Source organism: Pseudomonas silesiensis, assembly GCF_001661075.1.
Lineage (GTDB): Bacteria > Pseudomonadota > Gammaproteobacteria > Pseudomonadales > Pseudomonadaceae > Aquipseudomonas > Aquipseudomonas silesiensis.
Map to the genome: position 1 here is coordinate 4,016,626 of NZ_CP014870.1, position 19,448 is coordinate 4,036,073.

At 59.9% G+C, this 19,448-nt stretch carries 19 protein-coding genes; 12 read left to right on the forward strand and 7 right to left on the reverse strand.

What is annotated here, in order from left to right:
• Positions 1–216: 216 nt before the first annotated feature.
• Complete coding sequence (locus tag PMA3_RS17785; protein WP_064678406.1) at positions 217–1,575, reverse strand: MATE family efflux transporter; 1,359 nt, start codon at positions 1,573–1,575, stop codon at positions 217–219.
• Positions 1,576–2,019: 444 nt separating this feature from the next.
• Here PMA3_RS17785 and PMA3_RS17790 point away from each other — a divergent pair, with 444 nt between their 5' ends.
• The gene (locus PMA3_RS17790; RefSeq protein WP_064678407.1) at positions 2,020–2,292 is read left to right on the forward strand and encodes a hypothetical protein; all 273 of its coding nucleotides are present in this window, start codon (positions 2,020–2,022) and stop codon (positions 2,290–2,292) included.
• Between the two features lie 245 nt (positions 2,293–2,537).
• Positions 2,538–3,731, forward strand: a complete 1,194-nt coding sequence (locus tag PMA3_RS17795; RefSeq protein WP_082930357.1) for a Fic family protein — start codon at positions 2,538–2,540, stop codon at positions 3,729–3,731.
• 282 nt (positions 3,732–4,013) lie between these two features.
• On the opposite strand, the gene PMA3_RS17800 is transcribed toward PMA3_RS17795, so the two are convergent.
• Together PMA3_RS17800 and PMA3_RS17805 are read right to left on the reverse strand one after the other, a co-directional pair.
• Entirely contained in the window at positions 4,014–4,340 is a 327-nt protein-coding gene (locus tag PMA3_RS17800) for an AzlD domain-containing protein (protein WP_064678408.1), read from the reverse strand.
• Positions 4,337–5,077, reverse strand: coding sequence for an AzlC family ABC transporter permease (locus tag PMA3_RS17805; protein ID WP_064678409.1), 741 nt, complete (start codon positions 5,075–5,077; stop codon positions 4,337–4,339). The genes PMA3_RS17800 and PMA3_RS17805 overlap by 4 nt, the downstream gene beginning before the upstream one ends.
• A gap of 213 nt (positions 5,078–5,290) precedes the next feature.
• On the opposite strand from PMA3_RS17805, the gene PMA3_RS17810 reads away from it, so the two are divergent.
• From PMA3_RS17810 to PMA3_RS17825, 4 genes are all read left to right on the forward strand, one after another.
• Positions 5,291–6,244, forward strand: coding sequence for a LysR family transcriptional regulator (locus PMA3_RS17810; protein ID WP_064678410.1), 954 nt, complete (start codon positions 5,291–5,293; stop codon positions 6,242–6,244).
• 316 nt (positions 6,245–6,560) lie between these two features.
• Positions 6,561–7,121: a lipid-binding SYLF domain-containing protein gene (locus PMA3_RS17815; RefSeq protein WP_064678411.1), complete on the forward strand. Its 561-nt coding sequence runs from the start codon at positions 6,561–6,563 to the stop codon at positions 7,119–7,121.
• Positions 7,122–7,255: 134 nt separating this feature from the next.
• Entirely contained in the window at positions 7,256–7,966 is a 711-nt protein-coding gene (locus tag PMA3_RS30915) for a substrate binding domain-containing protein (RefSeq protein WP_152032270.1), read from the forward strand.
• 189 nt (positions 7,967–8,155) lie between these two features.
• Positions 8,156–8,665: a YkgB family protein gene (locus PMA3_RS17825; protein ID WP_064678413.1), complete on the forward strand. Its 510-nt coding sequence runs from the start codon at positions 8,156–8,158 to the stop codon at positions 8,663–8,665.
• A gap of 45 nt (positions 8,666–8,710) precedes the next feature.
• Here the strand turns inward: PMA3_RS17825 and PMA3_RS17830 are convergent, their stop codons facing one another.
• Positions 8,711–9,556, reverse strand: coding sequence for a helix-turn-helix transcriptional regulator (locus PMA3_RS17830; protein WP_064678414.1), 846 nt, complete (start codon positions 9,554–9,556; stop codon positions 8,711–8,713).
• Between the two features lie 170 nt (positions 9,557–9,726).
• Here PMA3_RS17830 and PMA3_RS17835 point away from each other — a divergent pair, with 170 nt between their 5' ends.
• Both PMA3_RS17835 and PMA3_RS17840 read left to right on the forward strand, forming a co-directional pair.
• A complete protein-coding gene (locus PMA3_RS17835; RefSeq protein WP_064678415.1) occupies positions 9,727–10,131 on the forward strand; it encodes a hypothetical protein in 405 nt (134 codons plus the stop codon).
• Positions 10,125–10,817 carry an RES family NAD+ phosphorylase gene (locus PMA3_RS17840; protein WP_064678416.1) on the forward strand — a complete coding sequence of 231 codons (693 nt, stop codon included), beginning with the start codon at positions 10,125–10,127 and terminating at the stop codon, positions 10,815–10,817. The genes PMA3_RS17835 and PMA3_RS17840 overlap by 7 nt, the downstream gene beginning before the upstream one ends.
• A 169-nt stretch (positions 10,818–10,986) precedes the next feature.
• Here PMA3_RS17840 and PMA3_RS17845 read toward each other — a convergent pair whose 3' ends face one another.
• The 3 genes from PMA3_RS17845 to PMA3_RS17855 all read right to left on the reverse strand — a co-directional run bounded on the left by PMA3_RS17845 (position 10,987) and on the right by PMA3_RS17855 (position 15,542).
• Complete coding sequence (locus tag PMA3_RS17845; RefSeq protein ID WP_064678417.1) at positions 10,987–12,660, reverse strand: hypothetical protein; 1,674 nt, start codon at positions 12,658–12,660, stop codon at positions 10,987–10,989.
• 158 nt (positions 12,661–12,818) lie between these two features.
• Positions 12,819–14,219 (reverse strand): GABA permease, encoded by a 1,401-nt coding sequence (gene gabP, locus PMA3_RS17850; protein WP_064678418.1) that lies wholly within the window; start codon positions 14,217–14,219, stop codon positions 12,819–12,821.
• A 291-nt stretch (positions 14,220–14,510) separates the two neighbouring features.
• On the reverse strand, positions 14,511–15,542 hold the full coding sequence (locus PMA3_RS17855) for a GlxA family transcriptional regulator (protein WP_064680740.1): 1,032 nt from the start codon (positions 15,540–15,542) through the stop codon (positions 14,511–14,513).
• 117 nt (positions 15,543–15,659) lie between these two features.
• Between PMA3_RS17855 and PMA3_RS17860 the strand changes: the two genes are divergently transcribed.
• The 4 genes from PMA3_RS17860 to PMA3_RS17875 are packed head-to-tail and all read left to right on the forward strand — an operon-like array spanning position 15,660 to position 19,419.
• Positions 15,660–16,712 (forward strand): ABC transporter substrate-binding protein, encoded by a 1,053-nt coding sequence (locus tag PMA3_RS17860; RefSeq protein ID WP_064678419.1) that lies wholly within the window; start codon positions 15,660–15,662, stop codon positions 16,710–16,712.
• A gap of 15 nt (positions 16,713–16,727) precedes the next feature.
• Positions 16,728–17,795 carry an ABC transporter ATP-binding protein gene (locus tag PMA3_RS17865; RefSeq protein ID WP_064678420.1) on the forward strand — a complete coding sequence of 356 codons (1,068 nt, stop codon included), beginning with the start codon at positions 16,728–16,730 and terminating at the stop codon, positions 17,793–17,795.
• Positions 17,792–18,634 (forward strand): ABC transporter permease, encoded by an 843-nt coding sequence (locus PMA3_RS17870; RefSeq protein ID WP_064678421.1) that lies wholly within the window; start codon positions 17,792–17,794, stop codon positions 18,632–18,634. Before PMA3_RS17865 ends, PMA3_RS17870 begins: the two co-directional genes overlap by 4 nt.
• The gene (locus PMA3_RS17875; RefSeq protein ID WP_064678422.1) at positions 18,631–19,419 is read left to right on the forward strand and encodes an ABC transporter permease; all 789 of its coding nucleotides are present in this window, start codon (positions 18,631–18,633) and stop codon (positions 19,417–19,419) included. The genes PMA3_RS17870 and PMA3_RS17875 overlap by 4 nt, the downstream gene beginning before the upstream one ends.
• Positions 19,420–19,448 lie beyond the last annotated feature (29 nt).

The following is a 19,448-nucleotide window of genomic DNA, read 5'->3' on the forward strand; positions in this document are numbered from 1 at the left end:
CCGCACTTCCGACAGCCAACCCTAAAAATACGTCGGATATTTCCTGTGATTTCAGCGTGTTTTAATCGGCTGTGGGACGTGCGCATCGGAAAACAAACGGATTGGTCGGAGCTTGTTTAAGCATCGTCACAATTACTTCACGAAACCTACAAATCTATGAGGCATTGCCTACAGCTGCGCCAGAATCCGCCGACGTTCTCCCCGGGATGCCGCCCCCTACACCAACCGCTCGATTTTCTGATGCTGCCAGACCATCTTGTAATACGCCGTCTGCAACACCAGCATCCCCAGGTACGCCACCGGAAACGCCATCCACACGCCCTGCAATCCGAAGTGCCCGTCCAGTGCATACGCCACCGGCAACTGCACCCCGACCACACAGAAAATCGAAATCGCCATCGGCACCAACACCGAACCGCTGGCTCGCATGATGCCGCCGATGATCGCCTGGAAGCCGAACACCAACAGGCTCCAGAGCATGATGTGCAACAGATGCTCGGCCTTCGCACGCGTGATGTCATCCGTGAGGAACAACCCCAGCAACCAGTGCGACAGCAGATAACCCAACACCACCAAGCCACCGGTCAGGCACACGTTGATCAACAACCCCGTGCGCAGAATCGGCCCGATGCGCTCGATGCGCCCTGCCCCGATCGCCTGTGCACCCAGGATCGACGCCGTGATCGCAATCGACAACGCCGGAAACTGCACGTAATTGACGATCTGCGTCACCGCCCCATAGGCCGCCGTCGCCTGGGAACCGTGCTGATTCACCAGCGCGAGAATCACCAGCTCCGACACCGACAACACCACCATCTGCAGCCCGGTCGGCAGCCCGATGCGCAATACCTTGCCGAGAATCACCAGGTCCATCCGCATTGCCGCAAACATCTCCCGATCCGGCGCCAACGGATGCCCCTTGCTGATCAAGCGCCACGCCAGCCAGGCCATCGCCGACAAGTTGCCCACCAACCCCGCATACGCCGCACTCTGAATCCCCATCATCGGCAACCCCAGCCAACCGCGAATCAACGCCGGCGTCAGCGCCAGGCCGATGCAGGTCGATACCACCAGCGCGATCAGCGGCGACACGGTATCGCTCACCCCGCGCAGCAACTGGGTAAACAGCACATAGACCAACAGCGAGGGCATGATCCACATCATCACGTGGGCATAGGCCACTGCGTCATCCAGCACGTCGGCCGGCGTGCCCAACCCCTCCAAAGCTGGCCTCGCGAACACACTGCCCAACACCGCTGCCACCAAACCGATCATCGCGCCCAACAGCAAGGTGGTCGCGGCGATGGCCTTCACCAGATGCGGTTCACGCGCGCCCCAGGCTTGACCGATGAGCACGCCGGCACCCGCGCCGAGGCCGATCACCAGGGCGATGAAGAAGAACACGATGGGGAACATGCCCGATACGGCAGCCAGGGCCTGGGTGCCGAGCATCTGGCCGATGTAGATGCTGTTGATGGTGCCCGACATGGATTGGAGAAAGTTGGAGAGGACCATGGGGGCCAGGAAAAGGAGGTAGGTTTTCCAGAGGGGGTGCTGGGTGGTCGGGGTTTGCATTGGGTGGAAGTCCAGCTCGACTGCGGGGGATAGGATTCTAGAGGATAGCGTCAGCGGCGATGAAGAAATTGAAATGAATGCCTTAGAGCGGGCTCGATTCATTGCGCAACGCGGCGTAACGGTCCTAGGACGACTATAAAAGTTTCCTACACTAACCTCGGAACCCCGAACCTTGCCCGCCGTTCCGATGAAGCTTATAGTCCGCCCCGTCGCCCAAAATGGCGATTCAGGTTTGGCGACCTGATCACAGAGAATGCGAGGGCTCTACGCTTCATTGCAGGGGTCGTCGCACCCGCAAAGCCGCTGTAATGGCGGCTGTGCGCGGGAGACCTTCGGGTCTGCCGGTGTTCTCTGTGCCGGTTCGCCAACCTGCGCACAGCTGCCACCCAATCGTTTGGCGACGACTGAGTGACGGCCTTGAGCCAATCAAACAGAGATCTTCAAATGAATCGATACATCCCCCTCACCGGAATCGACCTGATCCCGGCCTCCCTGCTCATCGATACCCAAGCCCCCCTCGACGTCCTGCAAGCCATGGCTGACCACCGCATCCGTACGGTCACGCAAGTCCTGGAAAACATCGCCTACCGCGCCGAAATCGGTTGCGACACCGTAGTGCTGAAGGACTTTTCTCAGCTGTTGGCCATTCCGTTACGCGACGGCTGTGACTTGATGGACGTGATCGGTCGACGCTTGCGAGTGCAGGCGAAGGAGTAAGTAAAAACGGGCGCCTCAATGGGCGCCCGTTTCTGCAGCTGCGATCTGTGCGCAAACGCGTTTGTAGGACGCTTTCGTGACCCCATTGACCGAAGCCACTTCACCAAAAAAAATGTGAAATAAAATGTGCAGAAAATTGCGTTTATAAAATCTTAAAAACCTCTACAGGCCAGAAAACTAGCGCTTGTCCGCCAAGTAAAAATGTGAAATAAAATGTGCAGAATTTTCGCACGGTACAGACCGGTATGTCCCTGATAACATCCAAATCCTGGCTCGACCCGATTCTCCCTGAATCATTGCCTCCATCAATCATTGCGCTCGCGGATGCACTGCCCAGAAAGACACAGTTTCTAGCCGGACGCCTGCCGCCTGAAACCGCTGCACGCCTCGGCCGTCTCCTGCAAATCACCAATACGTACTACTCAAACCTGATCGAAGGGCAATACACCGAGCCCGCCGATATGCAAAGAGCGCAAGCGGCACCGGTCAAAGACCGTAAACAGCTTAAAAACCTGGCGGTTGAACAGATGGCAGTGCAAGCATTGTTCGAACGGGCGTTGCGTCAGCGTGCGCCATTTGCCTGGGGTGACATGTTTGCACCCGAGCTCGTGAGCACAGCACACAAACGGCTTTTTCGGGAAGCCAGTGAGACGGAACGAACGCTGTCAGATGGCTCAATCATGCAGCCCGGTATCCTGCGGTCCGGTACGGGTCAGAACGTTGTCGTGGGTAATCATGACGCACCGGACGCTTCAGCTGTAGACGGAATGCTTCAGCACCTTCAGGCAGGCTTCGGCCGGCAGACTGACTCGCGCCGTCAGCTTATTTCTGCGCTTGCCTACCATCATCACCTCGCCTGGGTTCACCCCTTTGCCGACGGGAATGGCCGGGTTGCTCGGTTGGTCACTCATCTGCAATTAGTGAGTCTGGGGCTGAAGCCAACGCTCTGGTCATTGTCACGAGGCCTTGCAAGGCAGCATCAGAGTTACTACAGCGCTTTGACAATGGCGGACCGCCGAAGAGAGGGCGATCTGGATGGACGAGGCCAACTGTCTCAGCGACGGTATTTCGAATTCATCGAATTTATGCTGCAGGTTTGTCACGATCAGGTCGATTACATGACCGCAGCCGTGAATCCGTCCCAGCTTCGTGAGCGTGTGATACGCGCATTTCGCTACAACGAGAAACTTCAGCAACAAGGCATTCGCCCGGAAAGTGCGCCAGCAATCATTGCCCTCATCACCCAAGGAAGCCTGCCGCGCAACGAAATAAAGGCCTTCACCGGCCTCTCCTCGCGCTTGGCAATCGATGAACTTTCGCAGCTGATCAAAGTGGGTTTGGTGGAAAGTCAAACGCCTAAATCCCGGATGGTCACACCAGGTCTGCCTGCTTGGTTTGCGCAAGATATTTTTCCGGATTTACATCGACGGTTTCAATAGTCCACACAGCCCCCCCATGAAACTTCTTTTCGAAGGTGATCGCGGCAAGGCTCTCTGTGAGCATTGCCAGCGAGTTGTCACTACCACTTATATCCGCCGTAGCGTCCCGTTCAGTGACCGTCCAGGCGAAGCAAAGCAAATTTTGGTTGGGGTTTGTGAGGGGTGTGACGCTGTCGTTGCAATCCCTCCGCAATCCACTCCGGCAATCAAGGAAGCGAATACCGTACAACGGGCCTTTCCTGAACGTCGCGGTTCAGGTCGTATCGCCGGCACATAGGCGCCTCACAGACCTATAAACCTGAACAACCACAACGCCCCCATCCCAACCACCAACGTCAAAACCGTATTCCGCGTCTGCCAAGCCACCCACGCCGCAATAATAGCGGCCGGTATCTGGGGATTATTCAACACGAACGCCCCCTGCCCGTTCGGGTACACCACAGCGGGCAACACAAGCGCCGCCAGCACACTCGCCGGTACGTAAAGCAAAGCCCGGCTCAGCACCGACGGGATGCGCAACCGGCCATACAGTTCGACAAAGGACAGACGCATGGCGAAGGTGCCCACGCCGACCGCCAGGAACAGTCCCCACAAGGCTAAATCACTCATTGTGTTTCCCTCTCGACGTCCGGGGTCAGCGCAGTGCTCAGTGGGCGCTTGCGAATACTCTCGATCAACAGCCCTGCCATCACGCCACCGATGGACGCGGTGACCAGCCCGAGGTTGTAAGGCATATTGACCGCCACCACGGCGAGCAGCCCGCCGACCGTGGCGGCGCCCAGGGTCGCCGCACTACGAATGCCGGGAACCAGCAGCGCGAGAAACGAAAGCGGTATGGCGAAGCTCAATGACCAGGTCTCCGGGATGCTGGCGCCCAGGTAAATACCCGCCAATACCGACAATTGCCAGGACAGCCACATTGCAACGGCGGTGCCGGCATAGTAGTGGTGGGCGAATCGTCCCAGCTCGCCCGAGGAAAGCTTGAGACTGCACAGCGCATAGGACTGGTCGGACAGCATGTAGGACAGCGGCCACGTCCAGCGGCGGGACAAGTGGTGGAGATAAGGGGCCAGTGACGCGCTGTACATGATGAAGCGCAAGTTGATGACTAGTGCGGTGATCACGATCGCCAGCGGCACAACGCCCGTATGGAGCAGTTGCAGTGCGACCATCTGCGCGGATCCCGAGTAGAACAACAGCGTCATGCCCATGGTTGTGCCGGGTGACAGGCCCATGTTGATCGCCATGACCCCCGTCAGCAAGCCGAACGGAACGACCCCGGGAACCAATGGAATCAGCGCCCGGACGCCTTGCATGAACGCTTCCCTTCCGGTTCGGTACGGCATCTCGTCTCCTTGTTTTTGTGTTCGCGCACCGGTTCGATTAACCGTACGCTGGCCGCTCTGAAGCTGGATACAGGGTAAGCTGGGGTTATTGAACGCCATCTGCGCAGACCTTTGTCTGACCCGTGGTCCGCAGTCCAACGTACGGTAAAGTGTGGACTCGGAGCCCGATCGGCAGAACCGACTTTTTTTTCGCGAAAACAGGTAGTTTTTGTTATGGCTAAAAGCCCCCAGCCTGATCAGGCCCTGCTCTCGATGCCGTCCTTCAAGGCCATGAGATCCTTCGTGGCTGCCGCCAAGTATCGCAACTTTACCCGAGCCGCCGAGGCGCTGTGCGTTACCCAGGCGGCGATCAGCCGGCAGATTCGCGAGCTTGAACTCTATCTGGATACAGAGTTGTTCATCCGTACCGGGCGGGAAGTCAGGCTGACAGCTTCGGGCACCGCGCTGTTCGATGCTGCACAGCTCTCGCTGCTCAACATCTTTCAAGCGACCGAAAGAATCCGTCGGGAGAAAAGCGACAAGCGCACCCTGACCCTTTGCTGCTCACCCGCCTTTTCGACGCTCTGGCTATCCCACCGACTGAAAGACTTCTTCAGCGCCAATCCCGATGTCGACCTGAATGTCATCACCACTCAGCATTTTCTAGCCATGGAGCCGGGGATAAATCCGGATATCTTCGTTACCCAGACGAGTGACCTGCGCCCCGGCTATCTGCGAATTCCCTTGTTCAATGAAGTTGTCTATCCCGTGTGCACGCCCAAGTATCTGGAGGCGCATCCAGAACTGAGCACCCTGGAGGGCATGCGCAACAGCGTGCTGCTGGACCTGAACCCGTATGGCCGCTCCCAGCTGTCGGAGCAGGTCGACTGGAATGTGTGGTTCGCCTTCCACTCCCATGACCTGCAGATCCCGGCCTCGGAAAGCCCGCACTACTTCAGCAGCAACGACTACAGCCTGCTGGTGCAAATGGCGCTGGATGATCAGGGCCTCGCTTTGGGTTGGGATCATCTGGTGAGGCATCTGGTACAGCAGGGGCGCCTGGTTCGGCCGGTGACGGAGGAACTGACGCTCAGGGAGGCGGTTCAGTACTTGATGATCAATGAGAAGAAGGCAGAGGATCCGGCGTGTGGGCGCTTGAAGGACTGGCTGATTGCTCGGTTCGAGTGAGGCAGGACTTCGGCGTCGTCAAGAATCAACAGCCTGTTCGCTACCCAATTCGGCGATATCGGCCAGAAAAACGCATATTGATGGGGGTTTGTGTCGTTTCCCATGACGCGCCTGACGAACCCGGCTGCTGCGCAGAGGTCAAAGCCTGTGATGACGTCGCCAATGATCAAAGGCCGCTGGCCTGCTTCATTCAAAGGCGAAGCCAGGGGTTCACACATTTCAGGGTGCGCCGGATCATTTTCAGCAGGCTCGGATTCTGCCGAAGGGCAGGCGCTGACTGCTGCTCACGTCCAATGCTCCCGTTCGGAGTACGAAAATGACTCAGTCAATGCGCTTCTTCCTATCGATCGTCCTCGCGACAGCCTCACTGGCCTCGGCGAGCTTGCTGAACACTGCAGGCGCGGCAACCGCCGAGGATCTGGATGCCGACTCCCGGCAAGCATTGCAAACGCTGTACAAGACCACGCCCTTTGCCGAAACCATTTCGAAAAACGCCAAGGCGATACTGATCTTTCCGAAAATCATCAAGGCCGGCCTCGTGTTCGGCGGCAGCTATGGTGAAGGCACGTTGATAAAGGGCAATAAAGTAGAGGCTTATTACAACTCCGTCACCGGGTCATGGGGGCTGCAGGCAGGCGCCCAGTCGTATGGCTATGCGCTGTTCCTGATGACCGATAAGGCCGTGAACTATGTCCGCGAATCCAAGGGTTGGGAAGTCGGCGTAGGACCGACTGTGGTGGTAGTGGATGAAGGGGTGGCCAAGAACCTGTCCAGCTCGACGTTGAAGGACGATGCCTACGCGTTCATTTTCGGCCAGCAGGGGTTGATGGCCGGGGTCAGCATCGAAGGCACCAAGATTTCCTTGATCAAGCGCTGAAGCCCGTCGTCTGGCGCAGGGATGCGCCAGATGCAAAATCGCCGGGCGATTCGAAAGGTTCATGAATTGAACCTCAGTGAACCCAGTCTTCGAAAACCAGTCCTTCAACGCGGCTGAATTCGCGCACATTGTTCGTGACCAGCGTTCAAAGGTTAAACCTGCCTTCATCACTGATAACGTTCGGCCGTTCTTCCAGAAAGTCAGCATCAGCTTTGGGCTGTTCAGCCAGAGAAAGCCAGCTCGGACGTGCAGGTCGCAAAGTCTTTATGCGGCTCTATCCTGACCTGAAGATAGATCTGACCCTGACCGACGCCATTGTCGATATCCGGCATGAGCGTATTGATGTGGCGATCAGAAGCGGCGCGTTGTCCGATCCAAGCCTGGTCGCTCATAAACTCAGTGCCAACGAGCGCCTGGTGTGCGCCTCGCCGGCTTATCTCGAGGCGCATGGAGTACCTGCCGAACCGGGCGAACTCGCTGACCATCCCTGCCTGAAACTCAATTTTGAAAGCCGTTTCAACGATTGGGAATTTCGTACGTCCACCAGCAGGACGATCCCGATCGAGGGCGGTTTTACCTGCAACAGTCTCGACGCTATTCGCACGCTATGCCTGGCGGGTACGGGCATCGCTCGCTTGCCCAGGTACATGGTGAACGAGGATGTGCAGGCCGGGCGACTGATACCGCTATTGCAAGCGTTTTCATCCCCCTCCACTTCTGCCATTTACGCGCTCAGGGCGGCTGGCGACTATGTTCCGGCCAAAACCCGGGTGTTCATCGCCTTTCTTGCAGAGCGCCTCACGGCAGCTTGTTTGAATGAACACCCTTCCTCACGACAGCCTTAGCGCACCCGCCTCGTCCACCGAGGCGACGAAATCGCCCTCCTCGTTCAACACCGGCGCTGGGTCAAGACGATCTGCACAGTTCTCAATACGTTCAGGACCCAAGCGCGTGCCAGCAAAGACAACAATGTCGCCACGCCCAACGCAAACCGCGCCGGGTTTCGAGTCATCACACTATTGGAAGCCTTGATCATGACTACGCTGAATATCGAGAACGACAGAATCATCGACACCTCAAAAAAATTATCGCTGGGGGCCAGAACCACGGCGCTTGGAACCTATGGTGTGTTCTTTGCACTCGCCGTCATCTACTTCTGGTTCGGCGGCATGAAGTTCACGCACTATGAAGCTCAGGGGCTGGTGCCGCTGGTGAGCAACAGTCCGTTCCTGGGTTGGGTTTATGAGATTTTCAGTGTCGATACCTTTTCCAGTCTGCTCGGCGTCCTGGAGGTCTCGATCGGTGTGTTGATTGCCGGGTGGCTGCTGTCACCCAAGCTGTCGTTGATCGGTGGCGTGTTGTCTGCGGGATTGTTCTTCACCACCTTGAGCTTTATGTTCTCGACACCCGGCGTGATCGAGCCCGGTCTCGGCTTCCCGGCCATTACCGTTGCACCGGGTCAGTTTCTGCTCAAAGACATCGGGTTGCTTGCCGCTTCCATCTTCGTCGCCGGCCATTCCCTGACTGCGCTGGAAAACCGTTGAACCGATGACTTTTCTCTTGGAACGGCCTGAAGCGATTCATTGCTTTCAGGCCGTTGCCCCATCTCCTTGTCCTGCCGATTCTTTCATCCAGCCCCGTGGACTGCACCCCGTCTTGCGCCGAAACGCGCGTGCCAGCGCCGAGGGACTTTCATAACCGACCTCGGCGGCGATGAGCGTAATCGGTCGACCTTCACGCAGGCGCTTTTGCGCCAGGCTGATCCGCCAGCTCAACAGATAATCTGCCGGCGTCTGCCCGATGACCGCCCGGAAATGCACGGCATAGGCCGCGCGCGACATGTTCGACGCGCTCGCCAGTTCCGCCACCGACCAGGCATGCTGAGGTGCGTTGTGCATCTGCACTAGCGAGCGCGCCAGCCGCCCATCGGCCAGTCCAGCCATCATCCCGGTGCGTAACTGCCGATGGTCGAGCAGGTGCCGAAACAACAATATGATCAGCAGCTCGAACAAGCGATCCAGCGCTGCCTCCCGACCACAATGTCCGCCTGCCGCCTCATCGAACATCCATTTCAGTGTCTCGGCCAGCAGCGGCAGCTCATCCAGGGACAACACCAGGATATCGGGTAACGACGCCGACAACGGGTTATCGACGCCCCCCTCGAACTGCATGGCCGCACACAACAGCTGGGCCCCTTCCGGCTCGCCGGCGAACAGTTGATGCCGGCTTGGACGTGGCAGGAAAATCAGGCTGGGTCGAGTCAGCAAAAGGTCCTTTCGATCAGGCCCCAGCAGCGTGACGGTACCTGCCTGGAGCAAGTGAATATGGCCGCGCTGGTCAGCACCGTCGTATGACGCCATGCCGCAAAGCTTGCCGTTGTAAAACAGATTTGCGCGCACGCCGAACTGCGAGAACAACGTAGACAGGCGATCCATGGGCGATCTCGTTGCGAGATATAGACGCTCAGTAGCATATCACCGACCATTCGATCCCGTTTGGCGCCGTCCGCGACTGGAGTGCACGCTGTCCATTGGTCGAGACCATTTGCTCTACAGACTCAATAAAACTATATTTGATTCTATAGATTACTCAGGAGCAATCAGATATGGCCCTCGCTCTCCAGGAACAGGCATTCACCAAGCACCAGTGCGTGACGGGTTTGCGTGCGGCGGTTGGCATTCTCGAAAAGTGGGCCGCGTCCGGCGATCAGGCCTGCCGCATCCTGCGCATTTCCCGCAGCACCTACACCCGCGCCCGGCAGCGCGATCCCGACTGGGCCGTGACGCTGGACTCGGACCAGATGCAGCGCATCAGTTTTGTGCTCAACATCCACGCCGCGCTGCGCCTGGTCTTCGATAACCCGGAAAATGTCTATGGTTTTCCATCGATGGCCAACGACAACGAGTTTTTCAATGGGCGCAGCCCGCTCGAGATCATGTCCCAGGGCGATATGATTTCCCTGTATGAAACCTTTCGGCGCATTGACGTGCTGCGGGGTGCGCAATGGTGAGGCTGGGCGAACTGGCAGCGCTTGCCGGCGAGCAATTACAGGCTTACCGACTGGTCAATTCGAAGTTTCCGCCTATCGCGTTGTTTGACGATGTCGCGGATGCGGACGAGTTTGAGGTGCTGTATCAGATCCAGGCGCTGACCAATCCCAGGCTGAAAAATGAAGTGGGTCACCTTGAGTTGATTCCACGGGCAGAGATCCCCTTCGGCATACCTGGCTGCTCCTACGCGACCGCGCCTTTTACCCACGTCAACCCGGCGGGCTCGCGGTTCAGCGATGGCAGTTTTGGCGTGCTGTACCTGGCGGACTCCATGGAAACGGCGCTGGCTGAAGTCCGGCATCACCAAAGTCTGTATTGGTCGAATGTGCCGAGCCTCAACTACGAGCGGTTTGTTTTTCGTGGGTTGTCCTGTTCCTTTGTCGACGTGGGGATGAAGGATGCCGCGGCCATCCCGATGACCGATCCTGTCTATGCCCCTGACGATTACACCGATTCCCGTCGTCTGGGGAAGTCCGTCAAGGAGGCCGGCTGTCCCGGCATTCGCTACAACTCCGTGCGCCTGCAGGGCAGTCATTGCTGGGCGCTGATGACGCCACGACCGGTGTTATCGGTGATTCAAACGGCGCATTACGAGATGGTCTGGAATGGGCAGCTCACCAGTGTCAACAAGATCAGTGAAGCCTGATCGCCGCCCTGTATGACCTGCGTACCACCGGATTTATGAGAAACGCCAAACCCTGTAGGAGCCCGGCTTGCCGGCGAAGGCGTCTTCATGGGCGGTGCAAGGCTTGAGGCAGCCTTCGCCGGCAAGCCGGGCTCCTACAGGGTTTGCGTAGACCTGCCGGTTCCGGGCATCAGTTGCAACAACGCTCCCCAACCCGACAGAAACACGATGCCGTAATCGGCACATCAGCCCGGGCCATCGCCAGGTCGAGCCGGGTCTGTACCGCCGCCGCTTCGTCATCCCGGCCCAGCTGTTTCAGGCATTCCACGTAGCCATGCAGGCTCCACACATTATCCAGGTGCCAGGACGCCCGGCTGAGGGTGTTGTCCAGCCCGAGATCGGCGCGGTAGGCCTGCAAGGCTTCTTCCACCCTGCCCTGTTCCAGCAGCAGCGCGCCCAGCGCATGCCGGACCGGTTGCATCCAGCCCCACGGCTCGTCGTAGGGCAGGTTGTCATCCAGTGACCGCGCCTGGCGCAAGTGGGTAAAAGCGCTGTCGTAATTGCCTTTGCGGTACTCGATTTCCCCTCTGAGCATGGCGCCGGCCACCGCCAGGATATCGAGGCAAGTGTTGTTGAAGATGTAGCGGGTGGCCGGTACCCGGGTCAGGGCGTCGAGGAACAATTGCCGTTCGGTTTCCGCCGCGGCGACATGCCCACAGGCGGCGTGCGCCACGCCCCTGGCGTAATGCAGCATGGCCGTGGTCACGCAGTACAGCGCCTGGTCGTTAGGCGGCGGGGTGGCGAGGATGTCCTGCCATTTGCCGAAGCGTATCTGCACGTGAACCTTCATCGATACGAAGCCTTCCAGCCAGTCGGCCATGGGCGGTTGTTCCACGCGCAGCAGTTCTTCGCGGATGGTCGCCTGCAGTTGATCGGCGGCTTCCAGGGCCGGTTGATACTGGCCGAGGAACATCGCCGAGTAGAGTTTGAAGTGGTAGTTATGGCAGCGGTAGAGGGTATAGAAGTTGAGCGGGCCTTCCTGTTCCAGGTATTTGTTGTCGGCCTGGATCGCCCGGCTGTTGGTGATCATGGCGCCGCGGTAATCGCCACAGAGCACGTCGATGTGCGACGGCATATGGCGCAAATGTCCGGCGTCCGGCACCAGGTCACGCAGGACGTCGGCGGCGCGTAATGCCCGCTCCGGGTGCGGCGACATTTCCATGGTGTGGACGTACATGTGCAGCACGCCCGGGTGCGGTGCAGCGCCGTGTCGTTCCATTCGCTGCAGCGCCTGTTCCAGCACGGCCACCGCCTCGAGGGTGTCGGCGCCCGCTGCCGGTTGCCCGGTGCGCAGGTCCCACAACAACCAGGGTGTGCGGTCGATCAAGGCTTCGGCAAACAGCGCAGCGACGTCCGGATCATCGGCAAAGGACCGATAGACATCGCGCATGGACGCCGCATAGGCATCGTTCCAGCTGAAGAGTTGCTCGAAGCTCGTCGCCTGGTTGGCCTGGTAGCGTTGCTCCAGTGCCCGGATCAGCCCCTGCTCCACCGGTGATGCACTGTCGATATGTGCCAGCGCGGCTTGTGTCGCCAGCCGGGCCTGGGCTACGGCCTCCTTCAGCTCCTGCTCGATGAAGGCATCCCAGCGCTTGTTGTAGTTGGGGCCCGAGGCGTAGGCGATGCCCCAGTAGGCCATTGCGCAATCGCGATCGTGTTCGATCGCCTTGCGAAAACAACGGATGGCTTCATCGTGGTTGTAGCCGTAGCTCCATAGCAATCCACGATCGAACCAGCGTTGGGCCTGGGGCGAACCGGTCGTCACCGCGCGGCTGTAGGTACCCAGGTCGTAATAGTCGTCCATCGATTCGTCCTCCCGACCAGCGCCTGAAACCTCACAGGAAATCCTGGCAGACCCGAGAGAGCGTAGAGGTCCGGTTTCCTGGAGACCATCGATAGCTTAAGAGATCCAGAATACCCCCGCGGTGTTGGCTGAGCGGGGGAGCCGACGACAGGCCTGACCTAACCCAGGGAAGCGGCTTCCTCGGGCTGCGGCTGCTCACGCGAAGTCACCAGCCCGATGAAGGAAATCAGCAACGCCAGGCCGATGGTCGTACTCACCTCGGTACGGTGCTCCGGGGCGATCATCATCACCACCAACGCTGCGCAAATGAACACGATCACCAACCAAGTGAGCCAGGGGAACAGCCACATACGAAAGGCCAGTTCGACATTCTGCCGCTGTAGCATCCGGCGCATACGCAGCTGCGACACCGCAATGGCCAGGTACACCACCAAGGCAATCGCGCCGGAACTGGCCAGCAGGAACTCAAACAGCCCGGCGGGCATGAAGTAGCTCCATACGGTGATTGCCGCGCCCAGCACGGTGCTGGCGATCACTGCTCCCCGCGGCACGCCTTCGGAGGAGGTCGCCTTCATCGCCTTCGGCGCATCGCCCCGACGGCCAAGCGAGTACAGCATGCGCGAGGCGATGTAGATCGAGGAGTTCATGCAACTGGCCACGGCGATCAGCACCACCACGTCCACCATGAACTTGGCGTTGGGTATGTTCATGATTTCCAGTGCCCGCTGGTAGGAGCCTACCTGGGCCAGCAGCGGATCGTTCCAGGGCACCACGGAGATGACCACGAAAATCGACAACAGGTAGAACACGCCGATGCGCCAAATCACCGAGCGGGTGGCTTTGGCAATGTTCTGCGACGGGTTGTCGGATTCGGCGGCGGCGATGGTGACCGCTTCCGTCCCGATGAAGCTGAACATGATGGTGATGAAAGCGCCGACTACCGCCGACAAGCCGTTGGGGGCAAACCCGCCATGGGTGGCCATCAGTCCGCTCAACCCGCTGACTTCCCGATCGGGAACCCAGCCCATCAGCACGGCAAAACCCACGCCGATGAAACCGATGATCGCCACCACCTTGGCCATGGCGAACCAGAATTCGAATTCGCCGTACTTGGAGACACTGAACAGATTGGTGATCACCAACGCAATGATCGACACCAGGGCGAACAGCCAGGCATCGATCTGGGGAAACCATTGGTTCAATACATGGCCGGCGGCCAGCGCTTCGATCGGTATCACCAGCACCCAGAACCACCAGTAGAGCCAGCCAATGGTGAAGCCGGCCCAGCGTCCGATGGCCTGGTCGGCATAGGTGGAGAAAGACCCGGTGTCCGGGTTGGCAACCGCCATTTCACCCAACATGCGCATGACCAGCACGACCAGCAGGCCGGAGAACAGATACGCCAGCATGACGGCCGGGCCAGCCGCAGCGATGGCATGTCCGGAGCCGACGAATAATCCTGCGCCGATGATTCCTGCGATAGACAGCATTGTGACGTGACGCGGCTTGAAGCCCTGCGCCAATTGGCCATTCGAATCCTGGGAGTTCGGGCTGATCATTGGTTTTGTATTCTCTGGTGATCGACATTTAAGCGTACTGACTGAGGGTCAGGCGATCATCATTCCTTCCTGTAGCCCCTCCTGGAAGCGGCACTCCTCAACGCTACTGCTCTTTTCAATCGGTCATCGCGATGTGCCCACCGCGCCTGAAAAGATGCGCCACCTTACCCGCCTTGTCCGCCAAATCGGTTACCTGATCGCGCCGCCGCCGTATCTGATCTCGCCACGCGGGATCAGGGCCGGTTGAATAAAAGGGAAGACCGAGCCGGACGACTCAGCCGTGCAACGCCATCAGCCTGACCGCTCCTGGCGCTGATACTGTCGCGGGCATACGCCAAAACGCGCGCGAAATTCCCGGGAGAAATGCGCGCCGTCGGAGAAGCCACAGTCCATGGCGATCTGGGTGATGCTGCTGTGGCTGTTCACCAGCAGCCAGCCGCCGTACTCGACCCGCAGCGAGCGCTGGAACTCCATGGGCGACAGCCCCAGCGACTGCTGGAACGCCCGTGTCAGTTGACGCCGCCCAAGCCCTACATAACGCGCGATGGCATCCAGGGTCGGCAGGCTGTCCATGCGCTGCTCGATATAGTGCGCGGCCTGGCGCACGCGTTCATCCTTGATGTCCGCCAGGTTGGCGTAGAAGTGCGCCTGGGGCTGCCGCCCCGGGCGAATGCCCTGCAGCATCATGTGCCGCACCGCCTGCTGGGCCTTTTCCCGACCGCAATGCCGGGCCACCAGGTACAGCCCCAGGTCGATGGCCGCGGTCGAGCCGGCACAGGTGATCAGGTCGCCCTCGTCGATGAACAGGTGGTCCACCGCCGCCGGGGTCTTGGGGAAACGAGCGCGAAACGCATCCAGCACGTTCCAGTGCACGCACACCGAACGACTGCCGACCACGCCCGCCTGCGCCAGGGCAAAGGTGCCGGTGCAGATGCCCAGCAACCGCGTTCGACTCTTCGCCGCGCGTTGCAGCCAGTCGCGCAAGGGGTTGGGCAGATGGGTATTGAGGTAATCGTTGCCACCGCAGATCGCCACGTAATCGAAGGCTTCGAGGTCCTGCGCCAGGCCCCCGGACACCTCCAGCGTGATCCCGGCACTGGAGGTTCGCGGCAAGCCGTCCACACTCATCACCCGCCACGCCGTATGGATCTGCCGGCTGCCGCCGCCGAGATCGGCGGACAAGCGCAACACATCGACAAAGCCGGAAAACGCCGCCAGTGTGAATTGATCCAGCAGGACCAGGCCCACCGACAGCTGCGGACGACTGCCTGCCCCGGGATCGGGGGAGTCAGGTTGCAGGCTTTCTCGATTGAGCTGAGTCATTTTTGGCATGACCTAACTATTCAACTTTAAGACCCCGCAGTGCAAGCGCTCGCATCACGGATACGAGCAATATTCAGGCAAGGGGTACAGTCCAACAACGCCCCAAGAGGACTCACGATGAAACTGAAGACAGGTAAGCAAATCACCGCTGCTCTTTTAGTTACCGGCTGCATCTCCTCATCGGCCGTCATGGCCGAACAGCAAAAGCTGACCGTTGCGTTGTATGGCGGCAACTGGGGTGAGGCCTTCCTCAAATGTGTTGCAGAACCTTTCACGCAAGCGACCGGGATCGCCGTCGCCGCGGAGGTCGGCACCTCGACCACCACCCTGGCCAAACTCCAGCAACAGAAATCCAGCCCGACGATCGATGTGGCCTGGATGGACGGTGGCATCAGTGAATTGGCCTATGCCGCCGGAGTCGTCGCCGATCTCGATCCGGCGGCCATTCCCAACCTGAAGAACGTGCAGGAAAAAGCGGTCTACACCGATGCCGGCCACACCTTCGCCGTCAGCAGCGGTTTTTATTCCCTTGGGCTGACCTACAACACCAAGGAAATCAAGGAAGCGCCCACCAGCTGGAAAGACCTGTGGAAACCGGAGTACGCCGGCGCCATTGCCCTGCCCTCGCCCGCCAACTCCTCCGGGGTGCCCTTCGTGTTTTTCATGGCCGATGTCTGGGGTATCGACCGGGCCGACCTGGCGCCGCTCTACACCAAGCTGGGCGCGCTGGACACCGCGCTGTTCTTCGACAGCTCGGGCGCCGCCACCAACGCCTTTCAGAGTGGCGAAGCGATCATCGGCGCGCATTTCAACGTCGGTGCCTGGGACTTGATCGACAAGGGTGCGCCGATCGGCTTCACCATTCCCAAGGAAGGTGCCTGGGCCACCGACGCGCGCTTGCACCTGATCAAGGGGGCAAAGAACAGCAAGGCCGGCGAGCAGTTCATCAATACCGCGCTGACCAGGGAAGCGGCGGCCTGCCTGGCCGGCAAGCTGTACCTGGGCCCGGCGGTGAAAGATGTCGTGGTCACCGATGACGTGGCCCGCAAGCTGCCCTGGGGCGTGGGCGGTTCGATCGACAACCTGCGTTTGTTCGACTGGAGCCAGATCAACGCCCAGCGCGCCGCTGTCACCAACGACTGGAACCGCAAAGTCACCGCCAAAAACTAGCTCAAGAGGTCTGCAATGTCAGTTTTGTTGAGCATCGACAGCGTCTGTAAAAGCTTCGGGCCGTTCCAGGCGCTGGACAACATCCACCTGGACATCGAGCAGGGCGAATTCATCGTGCTGCTCGGCCCCAGCGGTTGTGGCAAGACCACCTTGCTGCGCTCGATCGCCGGTTTCATGCAACCCGACTCCGGCCGCATCGCGATCGATGGCCAGGATGTGAGTCGTTTGCCCCCGTACCGTCGGCCTCTGAATACCGTGTTCCAGAACTACGCGCTGTTCCCGCATATGACCGTCCTGGAAAACGTCGCCTACGGACCGCGGCGCCAGGGGGTCAATCGCGCCGAGGCCCGGATCAAGGCGCGCGAAGCCCTGGCGATGGTCGGCCTGGAAGCCCTGGAGGATCGCTTTCCCCGCGCGTTGTCCGGCGGACAGCAGCAGCGCGTGGCCCTGGCTCGCGCCATCGTCAATCAACCGAAACTGTTGTTGCTCGACGAGCCGCTCTCGGCCCTGGACATGAAACTGCGCAAGCGCATGCAGCTGGAGCTCAAGCACCTGCAGGCCAAGCTCGGCATCGCCTTCATTTTCGTCACCCACGACCAGGAAGAAGCGATGACCATCGCCGACCGTATCGTGGTGATGAATGCCGGTCGTATTGAACAGGTGGGCGCCAGCAGCGAGATCTACAGCGCCCCGGCTTCGCGTTTCGTTGCCGACTTCATCGGCGAGGCCAACCTGATCGGCTATCAGGCCAGCGAGAGCGGTGAAATTCGCCTGGGCATCGCGCATACCCCGATTTCGAGCGGCGCAAAAGATCTCCTGCCCCACGGCGTGGCAGTGCTGCGCCCCGAACACCTGCAGGTGCTGGATGCCTCGAGTCCGGCGAGCGCCAGTTGCTGTGAACTCAAGGGCACAGTGACCGACATCGTCACCGTGGGCAGCCATACCCTGGTGCATTCGCTGATCGACGGGCAATCGATCGTGGCGCGCACCATGGGTTTCCCCCGGGCGGACCTGGTCACCGGCAGCGCGGTGCGCCTGGGCTTCAATCCCGCGCACCTGCATCTGATCGGGGAACCGGTATGAAACGCCCGGTGCTCGCCCCGTCGTTGATGCTGTTCGGCGCCCTGGCCTTTTTCACGGCATTCTTCCTCGCGCCGTTCGCCGTGGTGATCTTCGCCAGCCTGACCAAGGGCGCCGATCAGGCGTTCACCCTGGAGCACTACGTCAGGGTGCTGGGCGACCAGTACCACTGGGACGTGATTCTGGTGACCTTCCGCATCGCCGCGCTGACCACCCTGATCTCGTTGCTGCTGGGTTATCCGCTGGCCTGGTATCTGGTGCGCGTCGTGAAATGGCGGGCCTGGCGCCGAGCCTGCGTGATTCTGCTGGTGGTGCCGATGTTCACCAGCAACATCGTGCGTTCGTTCGGCTGGATGGTGCTGCTGGGGCGCAAGGGTCTGGTCAACCAGAGCCTTATGGAAACCGGCCTGATCGATACGCCGGTGCGTTTCCTGGGCACCGAACTCGGCATCCTGATCGGCATGGTGTACATCCTGCTGCCGTTCATTGTGCTCGCGGCCGGCAATGCCCTGGCCCAGGTCGACCCGGCCTTCGAACAAGCCTCCGAGGATCTTGGCGCCAGCCCCCGCGCGACCTTTTTCCATGTGGTGCTGCCGCTGACCATGCCCGGCATCATCTCCGGCTCGATCATGGTCTTCACCCTGGCGGCGAGCGCCTACGTCACGCCGGCCCTGCTGTCCGGCGGCCGGATCTCGGTGCTGTCGATGCTGATTTTCCAGCAATACAGTTCGGTCTTCGACTTCAACTACGGCGGCGCGCTGAGCGTGGTGCTGCTGATCTTTACCCTGGTCATGGTCGGGCTGGCCGGGCGTGTGGGCAGTATTCGGGGGAGCAACCCATGATCACTAAAATACTGGTCAGGCTGGTGGCCTGGGCCGTGCTGGGCTACATGCTGCTGCCACTGGTGGTCATCCTCGGCGTCTCCGTCACCGCCACGTCATTCCTGGCCTTCCCGCCACAGGGCTGGACGCTGGACTGGTACGCCAAGATGCTCAGCGACCCAAGCTATGTGGCGTCCTTTGCCACCAGCACCGTCCTCGCCCTGGTCGCCACCCTGGTCGCGGTGCTGCTCAGCGTACCGGCCGCCCTGGCGATGGCCCGCTACGATTTTCGCGGCAAAGCCACGATCCTCGCCGCCCTGACTTCACCGCTGGTGTTTCCGCACATTGTGCTGGGGGCGGCGCTCTTGCAGTTTGGCGGTTACTTCGGCTTGACCCGCAGCTTCCTGGCGTTGTTGATCGGTCACACCATCATCATCTCGCCGTTCGTGCTGCGCTCGGTGCTGTCGATGCTGACGCCCGAGCAGCGCGCCCTGGAAGAAGCCTCGAGCGATCTGGGCGGTACCCCCTGGGCCACCTTCTTTCTGGTGGTGCTGCCGCAGATCCGGCCGGGGATCGTCACCGGGTCGATCTTTGCCTTCATCTCGTCATGGATCAACGTCGAGCTGTCGATTTTCAACACCACGCCGGACCTGAACACCATCCCGGTGAAGCTCTTCAACTACGTGCAGTACACCGTCGACCCGACCATCGCCGCCGCTTCCGGCGCCACCATCATCGTCGTCGTACTCGCCGTGATCGTGCTGGATCTGTGCATCGGTCTCGACCTTTTATCAGAACGCAAATAACCCCCCTCATACATCCCGTAAGCCAGGAG

What these genes read in the sequence shown, in the direction of transcription:
- PMA3_RS17785 (WP_064678406.1), bottom strand. Translation starts at nt 1,575, where the DNA reads ATGCAAACCCCGACCACCCAGCACCCCCTCTGGAAAACCTACCTCCTT.
- PMA3_RS17830 (WP_064678414.1), bottom strand. Translation starts at nt 9,556, where the DNA reads ATGGATCGCCTGTCTACGTTGTTCTCGCAGTTCGGCGTGCGCGCAAAT.
- PMA3_RS17815 (WP_064678411.1), top strand. Translation starts at nt 6,561, where the DNA reads ATGACTCAGTCAATGCGCTTCTTCCTATCGATCGTCCTCGCGACAGCC.
- PMA3_RS17825 (WP_064678413.1), top strand. Translation starts at nt 8,156, where the DNA reads ATGACTACGCTGAATATCGAGAACGACAGAATCATCGACACCTCAAAA.
- PMA3_RS17865 (WP_064678420.1), top strand. Translation starts at nt 16,728, where the DNA reads ATGTCAGTTTTGTTGAGCATCGACAGCGTCTGTAAAAGCTTCGGGCCG.
- PMA3_RS17860 (WP_064678419.1), top strand. Translation starts at nt 15,660, where the DNA reads ATGAAACTGAAGACAGGTAAGCAAATCACCGCTGCTCTTTTAGTTACC.
- PMA3_RS17875 (WP_064678422.1), top strand. Translation starts at nt 18,631, where the DNA reads ATGATCACTAAAATACTGGTCAGGCTGGTGGCCTGGGCCGTGCTGGGC.
- PMA3_RS17805 (WP_064678409.1), bottom strand. Translation starts at nt 5,077, where the DNA reads ATGCCGTACCGAACCGGAAGGGAAGCGTTCATGCAAGGCGTCCGGGCG.
- PMA3_RS17855 (WP_064680740.1), bottom strand. Translation starts at nt 15,542, where the DNA reads ATGACTCAGCTCAATCGAGAAAGCCTGCAACCTGACTCCCCCGATCCC.
- PMA3_RS17810 (WP_064678410.1), top strand. Translation starts at nt 5,291, where the DNA reads ATGGCTAAAAGCCCCCAGCCTGATCAGGCCCTGCTCTCGATGCCGTCC.
- PMA3_RS17835 (WP_064678415.1), top strand. Translation starts at nt 9,727, where the DNA reads ATGGCCCTCGCTCTCCAGGAACAGGCATTCACCAAGCACCAGTGCGTG.
- PMA3_RS17795 (WP_082930357.1), top strand. Translation starts at nt 2,538, where the DNA reads ATGTCCCTGATAACATCCAAATCCTGGCTCGACCCGATTCTCCCTGAA.
- gabP (WP_064678418.1), bottom strand. Translation starts at nt 14,219, where the DNA reads ATGATCAGCCCGAACTCCCAGGATTCGAATGGCCAATTGGCGCAGGGC.
- PMA3_RS17790 (WP_064678407.1), top strand. Translation starts at nt 2,020, where the DNA reads ATGAATCGATACATCCCCCTCACCGGAATCGACCTGATCCCGGCCTCC.
- PMA3_RS17870 (WP_064678421.1), top strand. Translation starts at nt 17,792, where the DNA reads ATGAAACGCCCGGTGCTCGCCCCGTCGTTGATGCTGTTCGGCGCCCTG.
- PMA3_RS17845 (WP_064678417.1), bottom strand. Translation starts at nt 12,660, where the DNA reads ATGGACGACTATTACGACCTGGGTACCTACAGCCGCGCGGTGACGACC.
- PMA3_RS17800 (WP_064678408.1), bottom strand. Translation starts at nt 4,340, where the DNA reads ATGAGTGATTTAGCCTTGTGGGGACTGTTCCTGGCGGTCGGCGTGGGC.
- PMA3_RS17840 (WP_064678416.1), top strand. Translation starts at nt 10,125, where the DNA reads ATGGTGAGGCTGGGCGAACTGGCAGCGCTTGCCGGCGAGCAATTACAG.